The organism is Asticcacaulis sp. P2_B1 (genome assembly GCF_056404915.1).
Genome location: NZ_JBFUDD010000003.1, coordinates 561712 through 578836 on the forward strand (window position 1 = coordinate 561712; position 17125 = coordinate 578836).

At 59.6% G+C, this 17125-nt stretch carries 12 protein-coding genes; 6 read left to right on the top strand and 6 right to left on the bottom strand.

Annotation, left to right across the window (positions count from 1 at the left end):
• Positions 1-96 precede the first annotated feature (96 nt).
• Positions 97-1446, top strand: a complete 1350-nt coding sequence (locus tag AC1DX3_RS11640; RefSeq protein ID WP_476989446.1) for a hypothetical protein — start codon at positions 97-99, stop codon at positions 1444-1446.
• A gap of 3 nt (positions 1447-1449) precedes the next feature.
• Here the strand turns inward: AC1DX3_RS11640 and AC1DX3_RS11645 are convergent, their stop codons facing one another.
• The 4 genes from AC1DX3_RS11645 to AC1DX3_RS11660 all read right to left on the bottom strand — a co-directional run bounded on the left by AC1DX3_RS11645 (position 1450) and on the right by AC1DX3_RS11660 (position 8419).
• Positions 1450-5964, bottom strand: coding sequence for a hypothetical protein (locus AC1DX3_RS11645; protein ID WP_476989447.1), 4515 nt, complete (start codon positions 5962-5964; stop codon positions 1450-1452).
• A 113-nt stretch (positions 5965-6077) separates the two neighbouring features.
• Entirely contained in the window at positions 6078-7079 is a 1002-nt protein-coding gene (locus AC1DX3_RS11650) for a M23 family metallopeptidase (RefSeq protein ID WP_476989448.1), read from the bottom strand.
• Between the two features lie 9 nt (positions 7080-7088).
• Positions 7089-7610, bottom strand: a complete 522-nt coding sequence (locus tag AC1DX3_RS11655; RefSeq protein ID WP_476989449.1) for a dihydrofolate reductase — start codon at positions 7608-7610, stop codon at positions 7089-7091.
• On the bottom strand, positions 7607-8419 hold the full coding sequence (locus AC1DX3_RS11660) for a thymidylate synthase (protein ID WP_476989450.1): 813 nt from the start codon (positions 8417-8419) through the stop codon (positions 7607-7609). Before AC1DX3_RS11660 ends, AC1DX3_RS11655 begins: the two co-directional genes overlap by 4 nt.
• Before the next feature lie 64 nt (positions 8420-8483).
• Here AC1DX3_RS11660 and ilvC point away from each other — a divergent pair, with 64 nt between their 5' ends.
• Positions 8484-9476: a ketol-acid reductoisomerase gene (gene ilvC, locus AC1DX3_RS11665; protein ID WP_476989451.1), complete on the top strand. Its 993-nt coding sequence runs from the start codon at positions 8484-8486 to the stop codon at positions 9474-9476.
• Positions 9473-11311 (top strand): acyltransferase family protein, encoded by a 1839-nt coding sequence (locus tag AC1DX3_RS11670; RefSeq protein WP_476989452.1) that lies wholly within the window; start codon positions 9473-9475, stop codon positions 11309-11311. Before ilvC ends, AC1DX3_RS11670 begins: the two co-directional genes overlap by 4 nt.
• Positions 11312-11343: 32 nt before the next feature.
• Here the strand turns inward: AC1DX3_RS11670 and AC1DX3_RS11675 are convergent, their stop codons facing one another.
• Positions 11344-12153 (bottom strand): hypothetical protein, encoded by an 810-nt coding sequence (locus AC1DX3_RS11675; RefSeq protein ID WP_476989453.1) that lies wholly within the window; start codon positions 12151-12153, stop codon positions 11344-11346.
• Positions 12147-12833 (bottom strand): tRNA1(Val) (adenine(37)-N6)-methyltransferase, encoded by a 687-nt coding sequence (locus AC1DX3_RS11680; RefSeq protein WP_476989454.1) that lies wholly within the window; start codon positions 12831-12833, stop codon positions 12147-12149. The genes AC1DX3_RS11675 and AC1DX3_RS11680 overlap by 7 nt, the downstream gene beginning before the upstream one ends.
• A gap of 225 nt (positions 12834-13058) precedes the next feature.
• Here AC1DX3_RS11680 and AC1DX3_RS11685 point away from each other — a divergent pair, with 225 nt between their 5' ends.
• The 3 genes from AC1DX3_RS11685 to AC1DX3_RS11695 are packed head-to-tail and all read left to right on the top strand — an operon-like array spanning position 13059 to position 16880.
• Complete coding sequence (locus AC1DX3_RS11685; protein ID WP_476989455.1) at positions 13059-14096, top strand: polyprenyl synthetase family protein; 1038 nt, start codon at positions 13059-13061, stop codon at positions 14094-14096.
• A 10-nt stretch (positions 14097-14106) separates the two neighbouring features.
• Entirely contained in the window at positions 14107-15306 is a 1200-nt protein-coding gene (locus tag AC1DX3_RS11690; RefSeq protein ID WP_476989456.1) for an acyltransferase family protein, read from the top strand.
• 35 nt (positions 15307-15341) lie between these two features.
• On the top strand, positions 15342-16880 hold the full coding sequence (locus AC1DX3_RS11695) for a helicase HerA-like domain-containing protein (protein ID WP_476989457.1): 1539 nt from the start codon (positions 15342-15344) through the stop codon (positions 16878-16880).
• Positions 16881-17125 lie beyond the last annotated feature (245 nt).

A 17125-nucleotide genomic window follows, 5' to 3' on the forward strand; every position in this document is an offset into this window, starting at 1 on the left:
CTTGCCGGATCGCCTATTTAGGCATATTGAACACAGTCTGTAAGCCTGTAGATTGCGCGTAAGATTGTTCCCGAAGCCATTCAGGGAGAGCTGGCTGTGTTCAAAATATCGTCTATCAAGGGGCGCCTGCGTGGCGGTGCGCTTATCGTGTCCGCCGTCGCGATCGGTGGCCTGAACATCGGGGCTACCGCGGCGCCCAAGCAGGTCGTCACCGGTCCGGTGTCGGTCTACTGGATGAACGCCTCGACCAGTTCGGGCTTCAGCCTGGGCGGGATGTCGGGCGGCGGCAAGCCGTCGATGTCTTCGATCATGGGTATGATGAAGGGCGGTACGTCGCATGGCCTCTATCTGGCGCTGGGATCCAATACGCCTCAGGCCGCGCCGGCCGCCGATCACTTGCCGCCGGCGGCGCTTGGCGTCGGTAACGACCTGCCGCTTTACTGGAAGCGGGTCGTCACCAGCGGAACGCATGAGCCCTATACGCCGGGTGAGCGGCAGGAGCCGCAGCAGCCCAAGGGCAAGATCCTGATCTTCTGGGGTTGTGGTGAGCACGCGCCGAAAAACCAGCCTCTGGTCATCGACCTGTCCAAGATCACCGATCCGACCGCGGCGCAGAAGATGATGAAGCAGATGGCGCCATCGATCACGCTCGATACCGTCCATCCGCCTTCGCCGGACACCTATAAGAGCTTCGGTGAGTGGCCGAACGAGAAGAACAGCAAGGGGCTGGACGGCGGGAGCTCTCTTGTCGGGGCCCATACGATAAAAGGCAATTACACGCCGCAGATCGATTTCACGCTGAATGCATCGCAGGACTTTTTGGCGCCGATCAATGTCACCGGCAATGACAAGGACGCGCAAGGTGCAGTGCCGCTGGTCTGGCAACAGATCCCGGGCGCCAAGGGCTTTGTCGCGACGGTGATCGGCGGCGGCCAGGATACAGTGGTGATGTGGACGTCGGCGGCGTCGCAAACCGGATGGATGGGCATGGCGCCCGACTATCTGACACCGGGCGATATCGACCGCTTGCTGGCGCAGAATATCCTGCTGCCCGGGACGGCGACGACCTGTACGGTTCCGGCCGAAGTCGTCAACGCCACCGGCAACGGTGGACGCGGCGGCAGCATGTTCGGCATCACGGCCTATGGCGGCGAGACCAATATGGTCTATCCGGCCCGTCCGGTCGACCCGAAGGTGGCGTGGAACATCCAGTGGGAAACCAAGATCCGTTACCGGTCTTCGACGGGCGGTATCCTGGGGCAGCCCATGCCGGGGGGGGCTTCGGGCGGATTGGGCGCCATGTTCGGCGGCGGCAATGACGACAGCGCCAGCGACAATTCCAGTTCGTCGTCGTCTTCCTCCTCGTCCGACGACGGCAAGAAGAAGAAAAAGGGCAGCATGTTCGGCAATATCCTCAAACAGGGTGTCGGCAGCTTTATTCCGTAGTCGTTACCAGACAATATGGCTGAGGAAGGCGGCATTCGTCGCAGTCATATTGGAGACGGTGATGATATTGCCGCCGCCGAGATCGATGGTCGTGTCGGCGCCAACTTGATGGATATAGGCGGCGTGTGCCGTCCCGTGAGTATAGGCGCTGACGTCGATCGTATCGCCCTGGGTTGTTGAGAAGTCGGTGATGGTGTCGGCGCCGCTCTTGCTGTCGAACACGAAGGTATCGGCCCCGCTCTTGCCGGTCAGGACGTCGTGGCCGAAGCCGCCGTTCAGCCGATTGGCGGCGCCGTTGCCGACCAGGATATTGTCTAGACTGTTGCCGGTGGCATTGGTGGCATTTGAGCCGGTCAAGGTCAGGTTCTCGACGAAGCGGCCGGCCAGGGTATAGGTCACCGAGGAATAGATGATATCGGCGCCTTGGCCGGCGGCATCGACGACAATGTCGCCGGCATTGTCGACATAGAAGGTATCGTCGCCCAGTCCGCCGGTCATGGTGTCGGCTCCATAGGAGCCGTCCAGCACATTATTGCCGGCATTGCCTGTGAGGGTGTTGGTGAGGCTGTTGCCGGTGGCGTTGATATTGTCGCTGCCAGTCAGGGTAAGGTTTTCGACGAACTGACCGCCCAGATTATAGCTGACCGTGGCATAGACTCTGTCGGTGCCGCCGCCATTGGCTTCGATGGCGGTGTCGCCGCTGTTGTCAACGTAGAAGACGTCATTGCCCAGCCCGCCGGTCATGGTATCCGCGCCCAGCCCGCCGTCGAGGATGTCGTTACCGCTGCCGCCGTTCAGTGCATTGGCGCCGGCGTTGCCGGTGAGGCTGTTGGCCTGGCCATTGCCGGTGGCGTTGATATTGGCGCCGCCGGTTAGGGTCAGGCTTTCGATCTGCTGGCCGGCCAGGCTGCAGGTGACGGAGGCATAGACGTGGTCGTTGCCTTCGCCGCTGTTTTCAATGACCACGTCGCCGGTGTTGTCGACATAGAAGGTATCGTCGCCGGGCCCGCCCTTCATGGTGTCGGCTCCGGCGCCGCCGTCCAGGGTATCGTTGCCGGCATAGCCGTTGAGCGAATTGACGCCTGTGTTGCCGGTTATGATGTTGTCCAATGCGTTGCCGGCGCCGTTGATTTTCGCGGAGCCGGTGAGGATGAGGTTTTCGAGATTGAGACCGAGGGTGTAGCTGATGGAAGAAATGACGGTATCGGTGCCGGCATCGACGGCTTCTGTCACAACATCGCCTTTGTTGTCGACGAAATAGAGGTCATCTCCCAGGCCGCCGATTAGGGTATCAGCACCGCCGCCGCCGTCGAGAATATTGGACAGATCGTCGCCGGTAATCTGGTTGCCCAAGGCGTTGCCAGAGCCCATGATGGCACCGCCCGTGAGTTCGAGATTTTGCAGATTTTCGCTGAGTTGGAAATTGGCCGAAGCCTCGACCGTGTGCATGCCGGCAGACGTCGAAGCATTGACTTGGTCGCCAGCATCGTCAACGATATAGGTCTCGATGCCCTGACCGCCGTAGATGATGTCGGCGCCAGCGCCGCCGTCGATTCGAAGCGTGTCGCCGGCATCGTCGGCCTTGACGATAAGGATGTCGTCGCCTTCGCCACCGTCGACGGATTTGTTGCCGGTTCCCAGGTAGATGATGTCGCCGGCCGCTGTGCCGACGACATTCATATTGCCGTGTCCAGCATCGGCGTAGTCGTAGTTGCCGGTAAGTGTGAAGGTCGGCAAGGTGTTGTCTGCGGTCAAACTCGAACTGAAATGCGGAAGTTCGACCGTGGCACCATGTCCATCAATAAAGCTTACGAAATCGTGAAAGACCAGGGTCTCGATGCGGTATAGTGAGCCCACAAAGCCGACCGCTCCAAGCCAATATAATTTTGTTTCACCGTTCACAAAATTGCTGTCGTAGGTAAAACTGCCCTTGGTAAAAGGCAGAACGAGCCTGTCACTGCCAGCTCCGCCGTCAAATATCCTTTTACCGTTCGCAGAAACCACGTCCAATGCGTTCAAATAAATGCTGTCATCACTGATCGTTCCAAGCACGTAGTCGTCATCTCTGTAGCCGTGCATCGATGACCCAAAGACGCTTGGATAGCGGGCGTCAAAATTGTCTCTGTCCTGATTTGAATCGTATCCTATGGGCGACCCCACCGAAATGTGAAGGTCAGCTCCGGTGTACACAGTATTGTCACGGAGTGCTGCTGCGAGGCCGGTACTGTAAAACGGACTATGTATGTCCTGTGCAAATGTAAGCAGTTTAATTACGTTCTCAACGTATAGATTGCTACCGTGCTCCGCAAGTGAGAAATAATACAATATATTATTGGATAAGGACACGTCGCTGTTTATATATACATCGCTGCCTTCTCTCGGTTTGGGCTGAACTGTATCGAACACAAATGCGATCGCTGCTCCCAAGACTGGATCGGCTAAGTTAAATGCCTCCTTTATTGCAAGCTTTTCCGCCCAAGGCAGCGAAATGAGATCGCCGAGCATGGGAACGGGATCATTCGTATCTATAAAGTTCACAACGCTGGCAGGATTGGCCGCGGCTTCCGACCCGGGCGAGCCGTCCGTAAAGGCCATGAACGTGTGTCCGGATTCGTTGTCCCATGCAAAAATGTCGTGCCCGAAATACTCCACCATTGCGGCACCGAGGCTATGTCCGGAAACGAGGACTTGCGTGATGTCCGGATTATTATTCAGGTATGTAAGGACCGCATCGATCAGGGGTTTGCATTTGGCGTAATGGGTCTGGAAGTCAACGTAATCCAGGATATCCGCGTATTGATCGGTCCCTCTAAAGGTGATGGACAAGGTCATTTGACCGTCAACCATGCCGGACAAAACCAAGGCGTTTGCTTCGGGTTGATCGCCACCCATGGCCGAGGTCAGGTTCCAGAAGGCGTTATTTCCGAGCGCCTGGTAGAAGCCATCTGAAAAGGAGTAGCTGAGTGGGCCAGAATTGCCACCACCCGAAGAGCTTATGCCAAGTTGGTCGGCTGATACGGTATGCCAATTCCTCTCTTGCGCATACTGAGCTACGGGATAACTCCCCAAGCCTTCGGCACCATGATCAAGGGGTTTGGGGCGGCCGTAAACTTCGTCTGCCAATCGTAGCATCTCGACAGCTACACTGTCGTAGCTAAGCATGACATTTGAGAAAAGATCATCCGCCGGCGAAACGACCTTTTGATAAATGCCTCCGCCAGATCCGTCCTGGCCGACGCTACTCATAGTGATGACGAACCCGCCGTTGCTCAATGCGGTAACGAAATGAGTGGTTTGCTCGCCAGTGGCCTTGCTGTCAAATCGAATAGCGGAGCCGGACTTTGCACCGGACGCGTCGAAGCGTTGAGCGTATACTTCCGAATAAGAGCTGTCGCCGATATAATCGGTCCAGGAAATGACGAATCCGCCGTCACTTAACGCTGTAACCGAGCTGTCCGAGAGATAATGATCAGTAGCACTATTAACGGTCGCTTCAGAACCAACCTTGTTTCCGGCGGCATCAAAGCGCTGCGCACGGATATCGTAAATATCGTAGCCGAGTGTACGAGGTTGAATTAAGCTTTTCCAAGTAATTACAAACCCACCGTCATTTAAAGTTGTCGCCGAACTACCATATTGATCATAGGCCGCATAGCTATTTACCATAATCTCTGATCCGATCTTGCCACCGGAACTATCAAAAATCTGCATATAGACGTCAAGGTTGTCGATAACTTGTCCGCCAGCCCAAGTTATCAGATATCCGCCGTTATTCAGGTAGGTCGCGGATTTAAATTCTGGTCCTATACCACCATTTTCGCCAACGATCCCTTCAGTGCCGACCTTTTGGGCATTGTCATCAAATTTTTGGAGGTGGATGTAAGCACTCGTATAGTCCTCATCGTAGGCCAGCCAAGCAACAACAAAACCGCCATCACTTAAGGGCGTGACCAGGCTTTGGGAGCGTTCACTATCGGCACTGTAGTCGATCTCAGTTTCGGAGCCAATCTGATGCCCAGAGGCGTCGAACCTTTTAAGGAAAATCCCCCAAGAGTTATCTAGTCCACCGCGATCCCAAACCACCACGTAGCCGCCGTCAGGCAAACTTGTGACGGAACTGGCGTGTTGAACGCTGTCCACACTGCCAGAAACCAGGATTTCTAAACCCGATTTATTGCCTGAAACATCAAAGGCCTGCTTATAGATGCGCCACTCTGATGTTCCATCCCACGCTCGGTCTGTCCATGTGACCACAGTGCTTCCATCCCTCAGGGCGGTTATGGAACTCTGGAGCTGATCGTCACTGGTATGGCTGTTGACGCGGACCTCCGTTCCGACCTTCATACCCATCTGATCGAAACGCTGCAGATACACGCCATAGCCTGAACCATCTTCGCCATAGCTCTTCCATGTGACAACATATCCGCCGTCGCTCAGAGCGATAACGGCCTCTTCCGATTGATCACCGGTTGTATACGTGTTGACGCGTGTTTCGGGGCTGACGGAGTAAAAAGTCATGACCGGCTCATAGGGCTAGAGGAAACCGCCGTCTGTGTGATCCCGTGCAAACGGACAATCATTATAGGCTGAAATGCCATAACTGCGTTACTTGCGCAATTTTCTTAACCGGATCATTTAGCAAGAGCAATCCCTATATCGCGGCTCAGCATGACCTTGCCATCGTGGGTGACGCTGTAGGCGCCGCGGTACCTTCCCGAGGGCCAGGCGGAGGCGGTCAGTTTCTTGCCGACGAACATCTGGTATTGCGCCTTGTCGCGGTCGAGGGCAGGGACGCTTGATCGCGCCATTTCGCTGCCGTCGGGGCCATAGAGGACTAGGGTCTGGACATCGCCCTGCCCCAGGCCGATGGCGCGGACATAGACAACCAGGGCCGGGCTGGAGCGCGTGGGCGTGGCCAAACCGCCGCGTTCGATATCGTCGGCGGCGATGGCCTGCTGGGCAAAGCCGGCGTTCAAGATCTGGCGGTCGTGATACAGCATCTGATCGGCCGTGCCGGGCGCCCACAGGGACGCCGCCTTGCCGCATGAGGTTTGGCCGTAGGCGAACGGATCGACGGACTGGCGGTTGTGGCGAACCGACAGGTGCAGGTGGGGGAATTGTGCATCGCCGGACTGCCCGACCAGGCCAAGCTGGGTGCCGGCGGTGACCGTCTGGCCCTTTTTGACGACGACGGAACCCTGGCGCAGGTGGCAATATTGCGTGTCCCAGCCATTGGCGTGTTGAATCAAGACGCCGTTGCCGCAGGCCTTGTCCATATTGACCTTGGCCTGGGCGAACTCGCCGACGGCCCAGTCGGGTTCGCCGTCGCGGAAATTGACGACGACGCCGTCGGCCGCGGCCAGGACCGCGACGCCGCGCGCTTCAGCCGCCTTGTCGAGCAGGCGGATATCCGTGCCGTCATGTTTGTCGTAGACATTGTGGCCGCACATATAATCCTTGGCGCCCGGGCCGGGATCGTGGTCGGCATATTGCTGAATGAAACAGGTCGTGCCGATATCGCAGGCGATCGGTTTGGCCAGGACCGGGACCGACGACGGCGCGGTCGAGGCGTGCAGGGCCGGGGTCAGCAGAGCGAGGGCCAGGAGAGCGGGAACGATCATCGTGGCGCGCATGGTGTCCACCTAACGGTTGCGGTCGAAAATCTTCAGGCTGAAATCATAATCGTCGCCTTCGCCGCGGGCGAAGTCTTCCTGGGATTGTAGCGTCCATTGGGTCAAATCGATGGCAGGGAAATGGGTATCGCCTTCGATCTCGGCATGGACGACCGTGAGATAGAGCCGGTCGGCCTTGGGCAGGAGTTGCGCGAAGACATTGGCGCCGCCGATGACGCAGATCTCTTCGGCATCCTCTTCGACGGCGTGTTCGCGGGCGATTTCCAGGGCTTCGAACAGGGTCGAGCAGATGACACCGCCCGGAGCTTCGAACTTGAGGTCGCGGCTAAGCACCAGGTTGAGGCGGCCGGGCAGGGGCTTTTTCGGCAGCGAATCCCAGGTGTTCGAACCCATGATGATGGGCTTGGCCGTGGTAATTTCTTTGAACTTTTTCAGGTCCGAGCGCAGGTGCCACGGCAGGCCGCCGTCCTTGCCGATGACGCCGTTTTCGCTCATGGCGACGACCATCGCCAGGCGGATTTTCTTGATCATACGGCGACCTTCGCTTTCAAGGCGCCGTGCGACTCGTAGTTTTCGATGGTGAGGTCGGCATAGTCGAAGCCGAACAGGTCGGTCTTGGGCGCCAGGGTCAGGGTCGGGAAGGCAAAAGGCGTACGCGTCAGCTGCGTCGCCGCCTGTTCCAGGTGGTTGCTGTAGAGGTGGACGTCGCCGAAGCTGTGGACGAAGTCGCCCACCTGCAGGCCTGTCGCTTGGGCCACCATATGGGTGAGCAGGGCATAGGAGGCGATGTTAAACGGCACGCCCAGGAAGATGTCGGCCGAGCGTTGGTAAAGCTGGCACGACAGTTTTCCGTCCGCGACGAAGAACTGGAACAGACAGTGGCACGGCGGCAGGGCCATGTCCTCGACCTCGGCCGGGTTCCACGCCGAGATGACATGGCGGCGGGAATAGGGATTGACCTTCAGGTTTTCGACCAGTTGGGACATTTGGTCGATGGTGCGGCCGTCGGGCGCCGCCCAGCTGCGCCACTGCTTGCCGTAGACCGGGCCGAGATCGCCCTTATCGTCGGCCCATTCGTCCCAGATGGTGACGCCGTGGTCGTGGAGATATTTGACATTGGTGTCGCCGCGCAGAAACCACAGGAGCTCGACGGCGATCGACTTGAAATGGACCTTTTTCGTCGTCAGCAGCGGGAAGCCCTTGGACAGGTCGAAGCGGATCTGGCGGCCGAACAGGCCGAGCGTCCCGGTCCCCGTGCGGTCTTCGCGGCGCACGCCATTGTCCATGATGTCGCGCACCAGGTTGAGATACTGATATTCGGGATGATCAAACGCGTTCATGATTTTGGGTGTGTGCTTTATACAGATAACGATTCTGAAGCGAGTATAGCGAAAGCCCGGCGCCATGTCCCTGCCTGTTTACCACGACCGCGATTGTGATTTTGGCCTGATCCGGGCGGCCAAGGTGCTGGTCATCGGTTACGGCAGCCAGGGCCGCACTCAGGCGCTGAACGCGCGCGATTCCGGGGTGAGCCAGATCAAGGTGGCCTTGAAGCCGGGTTCGGCGACGCGGGCCAAGGCCGAGGCCGACGGGTTCGAGGTGGTCGGCGTGGCGGAGGGTGTGGCTTGGGCCGATGTGATCGTGGTGTTGACGTCGGACGAGGCGCACCAGGGTTTGTTCCGCGATGAGGTGGGGCCTAACCTGCGCGCCGGCCAGGCCCTGGTGTTCGCGCACGGTCTGTCGGTCAATTTCGGTTTGGTGACGCCGCCCCGCGATGTCGATGTCCTGCTGGTTTCGCCCAAGGGGATCGGTCCGCGCATCCGCGATATCTATGTGGCGGGTGAGGGGGTGTTCTGCCTGTTTGCCGTCCATCAGGATGCCACCGGCAGTGCCAAGGCCCTGGGCCTGTCTTTTGCCGCTGCGCTGGGGTGCGGTCGCAAGGGGATATTGGAAACCACCATGAAGGCCGAGTGCGAAAGCGACCTGTTCGGCGAGCAGGTGGTGCTGTGCGGCGGGACGCGGGAGTTGGTGAGCCATGGCTTCCAAACCCTGGTCGATGCCGGCTATCCGCCGGAAGTCGCCTGGTTCGAGACCTGTTATGAGCTGAAACTGGTGGTCGATCTGCTGTGGGAACTGGGCATGTCGGGCGGGTTCGAGAAGATCTCCAATACGGCCGAATATGGCGCCTATCTGACCGGTCCGCGGGTGATCAATGCGACCAGTACGGCGGCCATGCAGGACGTGCTGAAAGACGTGCAAAGCGGCGCGTTCGTGTGGCGTTTGATGAAGGATTACGATGCCGGCAGTCCTGACCTGCTGGCCCGACGAGCGGCGCTGAAGGACAATTTACTGGATCGGACCAAGGCCTATCTTGACGGCGTGGCCAAGGGCGCATGAGCGAGAAACGCGGCGATATCCAGGGCCTGCGCGGGATCGCCGTCCTGGCGGTCGTTGTCTATCATGCCTCGCATGGGCTGCTGCCGGGCGGGTTTGCCGGGGTCGATATCTTCTTCGTTATTTCGGGCTATCTGATTACGCAAATCCTGCTGAAAGGTATGGACGGCGGCGGATTTTCGCTGCGTGAGTTCTACCGGCGCCGGGTAAGGCGGCTATTTCCGGCGCTCTATGTCGTGTTGGCGGTATCGTTGGTGCTCGGCCTGGCTATCCTGCCGCCGAAGCTGCTGAAGGAAGAGGTTTACAGCCAGTTTTTCACGACGCTGTTCCTGTCCAATTTCGCCTTTGCCCGTTTGGCGGATTATTTCGATACGGCGGCGGGGTTGAAGCCCTTGCTGCATACCTGGTCGCTGGGGGTCGAAGAGCAGTTCTACGTTTTATATCCAATGGTTTTGCTGGCGATCCATCGTTTTGCCCGGCGTTGGTTGTGGGTCATTCTGAGTGTGCTGGCGGCCGGGTCGCTGATCTTCACTGAAGTTGGCATGCGCGTGCGTCCGGAGGCGTCGTTTTATCTTCCGACGTCGCGGGCATTTGAGCTGCTGGTTGGGGCGTTGTGTTTAGCGGTGCCGGCCTTGCCGGAGATGGTGAAGCGTGGCGTGTCGCTGGCCGGGCTGGCCCTGATCGTCGTGAGCCTGGTATTTATCCATGACGGTATCGCCTGGCCCGGTGTGATGACTCTGTTGCCAGTTGTCGGCACGGCCTGTCTGCTGGTCAGTTCAGGCGCCTGGGGTAACCGCATCGTTGCCGCCCCGCCGCTCGTTTTTACGGGCGACCTGTCCTATTCACTCTATCTCTGGCACTGGCCGCTGCTGGTCTATGGGCGCATGGTTTTCGGCGACGCCGCCACCGTGCCGGTTCTGGGGCTTGCCTTCGGATTGGCGTGGCTGTCGCGGCGGTTTGTGGAGGTGCCGTCCTTGCAGGCCACGCGGCGGGTTTGGTTGTGGGCGGGCGTGGTCATGGTGGTGTCGATCGTCTCGGCGTTGCTGATCTTCGGCGCCAATGGTTTGCCGCAGCGTTTTAACGAAGAGCAGCGCGCTGCTTTTTCCGCCAGCGACGATTTCAACCATGATCGCAACCATTGCCACTTGGCCAAGAATGACCGCATCGCCTATGGCGAGACCTGCGTCTATGGCGATAAGGCGGCGCCCGTCATCGCCATATGGGGCGACAGTGAAGGCGCGGAGCTGGCTCCGGTGCTTGGGCAAGACCTGGCGGCGAAAGGGGTGGGGGTCCGTCAGCTCACCGCCTCAGCCTGTCCGCCGTCTTTGGGTTACAGTATTGCTTATAATCCGACCTGTCAGGCGCATAACGAGGATATGCTTGCCCATCTAAGGGCCGATCCCTCCATTAAAATTATCTACTTAACCGCCAATTATCAACGCTATGCCGACGTCGATCCACACGCCATGTTGTCTGGAATGGAGGCTAGTGCGCTGAAGCTTCAGGAAGCTGGCAAGTTCGTGACTGTCATCTACCCGCTGCCAATCTATCATTTTGATCCGCCGTCACAGGTGGGCATGGCGATGCGGTTGGGTCGCGATCCTCGCGCCGTGGGCATGCCGAAGGCGCAATATCTGAGAGAAAACGCCGCGATATTGGCGGAACTCGACGCGTTCGCTAAAGCGCACGATATAGGAAGTTTCAAGCCGTCCGACGTCCTGTGCGACGCAAACTTCTGCCATGTTTACGAGGCTGAGCAAGGCGTGCTGTATTTTAACGGACAGCATCTGAGTATGTCGGGCGCTCGACGGATCGTCCAATATATGGGCGTGGATTGACGTCCCTCAATTCACCCACTCTGCGACGCTTATCAGTGCGAATAAAACCAATCCGGATTCAGTCCGCTGTCTTCTTGATTCTTGAGTGGCGGAAAGGGGATGATGGCATTGGTTCGATGCGGCGCCATGACCTTTTCGGCATAGCGGTCGGCAAAGGCTTCGCGCTCGCTTTGGGGGCGGGCGAAATAGAGCGCTCGCAGGTCATCATAGTCGCCCTCGGCCTGGTCGACCTTGGTCAGGTAGTCGACATTGTGGCCGATCTCGTGCGGTACGGTGCGGAACAGCTGGGTGTTGCGAATAGCCTCGGGCGGGCAGGTGACGTCGATATGGCGTTTGGTTGTTTCTATGCGGTGGCCGTCGCGGCGTAGAGCGTCCAGTTCGCGAGCGAAATTTGGACCTATCGAGGTGTCGAGGCGATAATGGTAGTCCAGAGGCTGGGCTTCGATCACCACTGTGGTGCCGCTATGATCGCCATAATCGGCCCAGTAGGCCATCCTGCCCCATACCGGGCTGAAGATGCCCTCCTTGCGTTTGGGCTGACGGAAGACGACGATCTTGATGTCACGGCGATCGGCTTCGGGAATGAGTTTCAGCACCTCGATGAGGTCGGTCAACGAGACATAGTATTTGAAATCCGCAAAGACGGGCTCCACAAGGACGACAAAGCTGTGCTGAGCGATCGAAAGCTTGAGCTCGACGGGTTTGACCAAGCTTTCGTAGAAACGCTTCATGCCGCCGTCGCGTGTCGGGATGGCGAAGGCGTTGCGGCTTTTGAAGCCTTGCGACGCCGTGCCGATCTTGCGACTACGGCGCGCCGGATTGCGCCCGGGAGAACTTACCACCCCAGCACCGCCTCACCGCGCAGGATCGACTCGACCTCAGGGGTGTGTTTGCGTTCGCCCTCGTCGTGCAGCACCAAGCCCGGCAACAGGCGCAGGGGCGCCTTGCCCAAGCGTTGGGCGCGGACGATGACCCGCTTGGCGTCCTTGTCGGCGAAGGGCAGGATAGGGCGGACCACAAACGAGCCGGCCTTGGCCGCGAGGCCTGTCAACAGGTCGCCCAGCCGGTCGGCGCGGTGGATAAAGACGATATCGCCGCCGTCCCTCACTGCCGCCAGGGCAAAGTCCAGCCAGGCGCCCAGACCGTCGTCGGCGATCCAGGCCGGCCGCTTGGCTTCGTGCGGCGCTCGCAGCAAGCCAGGATCGTCGAAATAGGGCGGATTGCTGAAGACCAGGTCGAAGCGTTCCAGGCCAAAGCTCTTGAAGCCCCGGCCGATATCGCCTGGGATGATGGTGGCCCGGCCGTCATTCAAGATCACATTTTCGCGCGCCAGGGCGGCATAGTCCGCCTCGCGCTCGATGCCGCTCAGGTCCAGGTTCGGGCAGCGCGCTTGTAGAGACAACAGGGCTCCGCCGGCGCCGCAACCCAGTTCCAGCGCCCTTCCACGCGGTGATAACCCCGCGCAGGCCGCCGCCAGCAGGGCGCCGTCCATGCCAATCCGGTAGCCTTTCACGGGCTGCATCACTTTGACGCGCCCCCCCAACAGGTGCGAAAAGGTCGCAGATGTGTCAGAATGTGTTACGGTTTGGTCTGTGGCGTTCGTCATAAAGCCTGAATTTAGCGTGATCTTACGAAATGCCCACGGCAAAACGCAGCCGGTTTTATCGCATAATCGGCGCGCGAGGCATAGACTAAGACGCAAAGGCGGTTTATGGCCTAAACGGCAGGGTGTTAGGAGTTAACGCGTTTGGATTCGGCCAATATCGATACAGTGCGGACGCACGCGGAAGCCGCGCAGGCGGCGCCGAAGCCCGACGTCAAGGCTTTGGTCGCTTTGACCGACGCCGACATGGCGAAGGTCAATGCGTTGATCACCGCGCGCATGCAATCCGAAGTCGCCGTCATCCCCGCCCTGGCCGATCACCTGATCGCCGCCGGGGGTAAGCGCCTGCGCCCGTTGCTGTGCGTCGCCGCCGCGCGTTTGTGCGGTACCCATAACGACAATCATCATCGCCTGTCGGCCGCGGTCGAATTCATCCATACCGCCACGCTTTTGCACGACGATGTCGTCGACTCGTCGCAACTGCGCCGCGGCAAGGTCGCTGCCCACCTGATCTGGGGCGCGCCGTCTTCGGTCCTGGTCGGCGACTTCCTGTTCGCCCGGGCGTTCGAACTGATGGTCGAAACCGGATCTTTGCGTGCCCTCGATATCCTGTCCAAGGCCTCGGCCATCATCACCCAGGGCGAAGTCCTGCAATTGATGAAAGCCTTCGATCTCGACCTCAGCCAGGCCGACTATATCGAAATCATCTCATCCAAGACCGCCGCGCTTTTTTCGGCTGCCTCCGAAAGCGGCGCGGTCGCCGCCAACGCCCCGGAAGACCGCATCACGGCGCTTTACAGCTATGGCCTCAATCTCGGCCTCGCCTTCCAGATCCAGGACGACGTCCTCGATTATCAGGGCTCGGCGGCCGACCTGGGCAAGAATGCCGGCGACGACTTCGCCGAGGGCAAGTCGACCTTGCCGCTGATCCTGGCCATGCGCGCCACCAAGGGCAAGGAAGACGCCTTTTGGGCCCGCACGATCGGCAAGCGCGAACAGGTCGCCGGCGATTTCCAGCACGCCCAGGCCCTGATGCACAGCAGCGGCGCCCTGGATGCCGCCCGCGCCACCGCCCGTGGCTATGCCGACAAGGCGCGCGCGGCGCTCAGTCTGTTCGAGCCCGGCCCGTGGCGGGCGGCGCTCGAAGCCCTGGCCGTTTACAGCGTCGAACGACAGACCTGACGTCTTGGCCGTGCCTGCCCCCCGCGACATGCCAGACCTTGGGGCCGAGCCCCGGTTTTATGAACTGGATATCCTGCGCGGCGTGGCGGCGCTTATGGTCGTCGTCTTCCATTACAAGCACTTCCTGCTGATCAGTGACGGTAGCGGCTTCGACGTCGCCCACCTGCCGTTCGCCACGCTTCTGGCGCCGCTCTACGTCTATGGTCAGTTCTTCGTCGAGCTGTTCTTTTCGATCTCGGGCTATGTCTTTTTCTGGCTCTACGCCACCGCCATTGCCGATCGCCACACGACGGCCAGAACCTTTTTCATCGCCCGTTTCGCCAGGCTTTACCCGCTCTATTTCGCCACCTTGATCTTCGTCGCGGCGGGGCAGGGGCTGCTCCTTCTGCTCTATGGCCACACCTTCATCTATCACAGCAATACGCCGGGCTATTTCGTCCTCAACCTGTTTATGGTCCACGAATGGCTGCCTTATGCCGCCATGAGTTTTAACGGTCCCTCCTGGTCGATTTCGGTCGAGGTTTTCCTCTACCTGCTGTTTTTCCTGTTGTGCCTGATGCGCCTGAACCGGCCGCTGATCCTGGTGGCGGTGATCGGTCTGGGCATCCTGTTCAAGCTCGTCTTCGCGGCCGAAGCCAGCGATTTCGGCCGCGGCGTCCCAAGCTTCTTTCTCGGCGGTTTGGTGTTTCACGCGGTCAAAACCTTGCGCGGCGCCCGGTGGGGCGTCTGGCGCCGGCGGATCGAAATGGCTTTGGCCTGGTTGCTGCCGCCACTGTGGCTCCTGACCTATGCCGGCGGGGCCGGATGGTTGGTGACCGCGCCCGTGCCGCTCAATTTCGTCTTCAGCACCGACGGCTTCGTCTATGTCGTCCTGCCGCTCAGCCTGCTGTTCTTAGGATTGCGTCAGGGGACATGGCGCGCGCGATTCCTGCAGGATGCCGCCCTGCACAGGATCGCCTGGATCGGCGACACGAGCTATTCGCTCTATCTCCTGCACTTTCCACTGCAACTGGCCGTCATGCTGGTCATGGCGCGTTTTTCCGACGCTGTGCGCCTGGCGGTGTTCAGCTCACCGCTGTTCTTCATCGCCTTTTTCGCGGTCGCTATCGGCCTGGCCTGGCTGAGCTTCACCTTTTTCGAAATGCCGGTGCGGCGTTATCTCAAACTGGCCATGACGAGGCGTCTGGCGCCGGCCGCAGCGATACATTAGAACGATAACCGACTCTCTTCATAAGGATTCCCGCCATGGCCGACGCCCCCCTCAGCCCTCCCGGCGCCTTTGTCGGCCAGGCCACCGCGCCCGAAATCCTGCTCTATAACCGCGCCAACCGCCACGGCATCATCGCCGGCGCCACGGGGACCGGCAAGACGGTGACGCTGCAGATCCTGGCCCAGGCCTTTTCCGACGTCGGCGTGCCGGTCTTCGCCGCCGATATCAAGGGCGACCTGTCGGGTATTTCGCAAGCGGGGACGCCGAACGACAAGCTTTTGGAACGCGCCAAGGCGATGAACCTGGAACTGACGCCGGCCGCCGCGCCGGTGGTGTTCTGGGACCTCTATGGTCAAAAAGGCCACCCGATCCGCGCCACGATTTCCGAGATGGGGCCGTTGCTCCTGTCGCGCCTTCTGGAGCTCAACGACGTCCAGGAAGGCGTTTTGAACATCGCCTTCGCCGTGGCCGACAAGGAAGGCCTGCTGTTGTTGGATTTGCCCGATCTGCGCGCCATGCTGAACTATGTTTCCGACCACGCGAAAGAGATCGGCCAGACCTACGGTCAGGTGTCGCCGACGACGGTTGCCACCATTTTGCGCAATCTTTTGACCCTGGAAAACCAGGGCGCCGCCAACTTCTTCGGCGAGCCGGCCTTGCGCCTCGAAGATTTGATGCGCACCAATATTTCCGGCAAGGGCTATGTCAATGTCCTGGCATCGGACCGGCTGATGCAGAACCCGAAGCTCTATTCGACCTTCCTGCTGTGGCTGATGTCGGAGCTGTTCGAGCAGCTGCCGGAGGTTGGCGATCCCGACAAGCCCAAGCTCGTCTTCTTCTTCGACGAGGCGCATCTGTTGTTCAACGAGGCGTCGAAGGCTTTGGAGGAAAAGATCGAGCAGGTCGTGCGCCTGATCCGTTCCAAGGGCGTCGGCATCTATTTCATCACGCAGAACCCGGCCGATGTGCCGGATACGGTGTTGGGTCAGCTGGGCAATCGCGTGCAACATGCTTTGCGCGCCTATACGCCGTCGGAGCAGAAGGGCTTGCGCGCCGCCGCCGACAGTTTTCGCGCCAATCCGGCCTTCAATACATTGGACGTCCTGCAACAATTGGGCACAGGCGAGGCGCTGGTGTCGTTGCTTGATCCCAAGGGCATACCGAATATCGCCGACCGCACCATGATCCGGCCGCCCAATTCGCGCTTGGGGCCGGCGACCGATGCCGAACGCGCCGCCGTTATCGCCAACTCGCCGGTCGCCGGGGTTTACGACACGTTGAAGGACCGCGAGTCGGCCTATGAGATACTCGCTGGACGCACGGCGGCGGCCCAGGCGGCTGCACCTCCGCCGCCGCCGTCGGCCGCAGAAAAGCAGGCGGCTCAGGCAGCGGTTCAGGCCGCCAAGGCCGAGGAACGCGCCAAGCTGGAAGCCCAGAAGCAGCATGATCGCCAGACCCAGCAGACAGTCAAGGCGGTGACCTCGGTCGCCGTGCCGATCCTGCGCTCGATCGGTATTGCGGTGATGGGGTCGCTGGTTCGCGGCATGATGGGCAATACGCGGCGCCGGCGGTAGGGTAAAAAAGAACGCCTCGTGTTTGTGGCTGAGGTCACAAGGGTTTTATCCACAGATAAGCCAGATAAGCCAGATGAGTGGAACGCTACCGCGTTCCTGTGGTTATTATCCTCGACGCGAAGCGTCCGTTCTTATGCATCGACGACGCTTCGCGTCAGAAGAGATACAGGCCGCACCACAGCGGGAACGCGGTAGCGTTCCACTCATCTGGCTTATCTGTGGATATGACCTGACAAAGTTCGGTT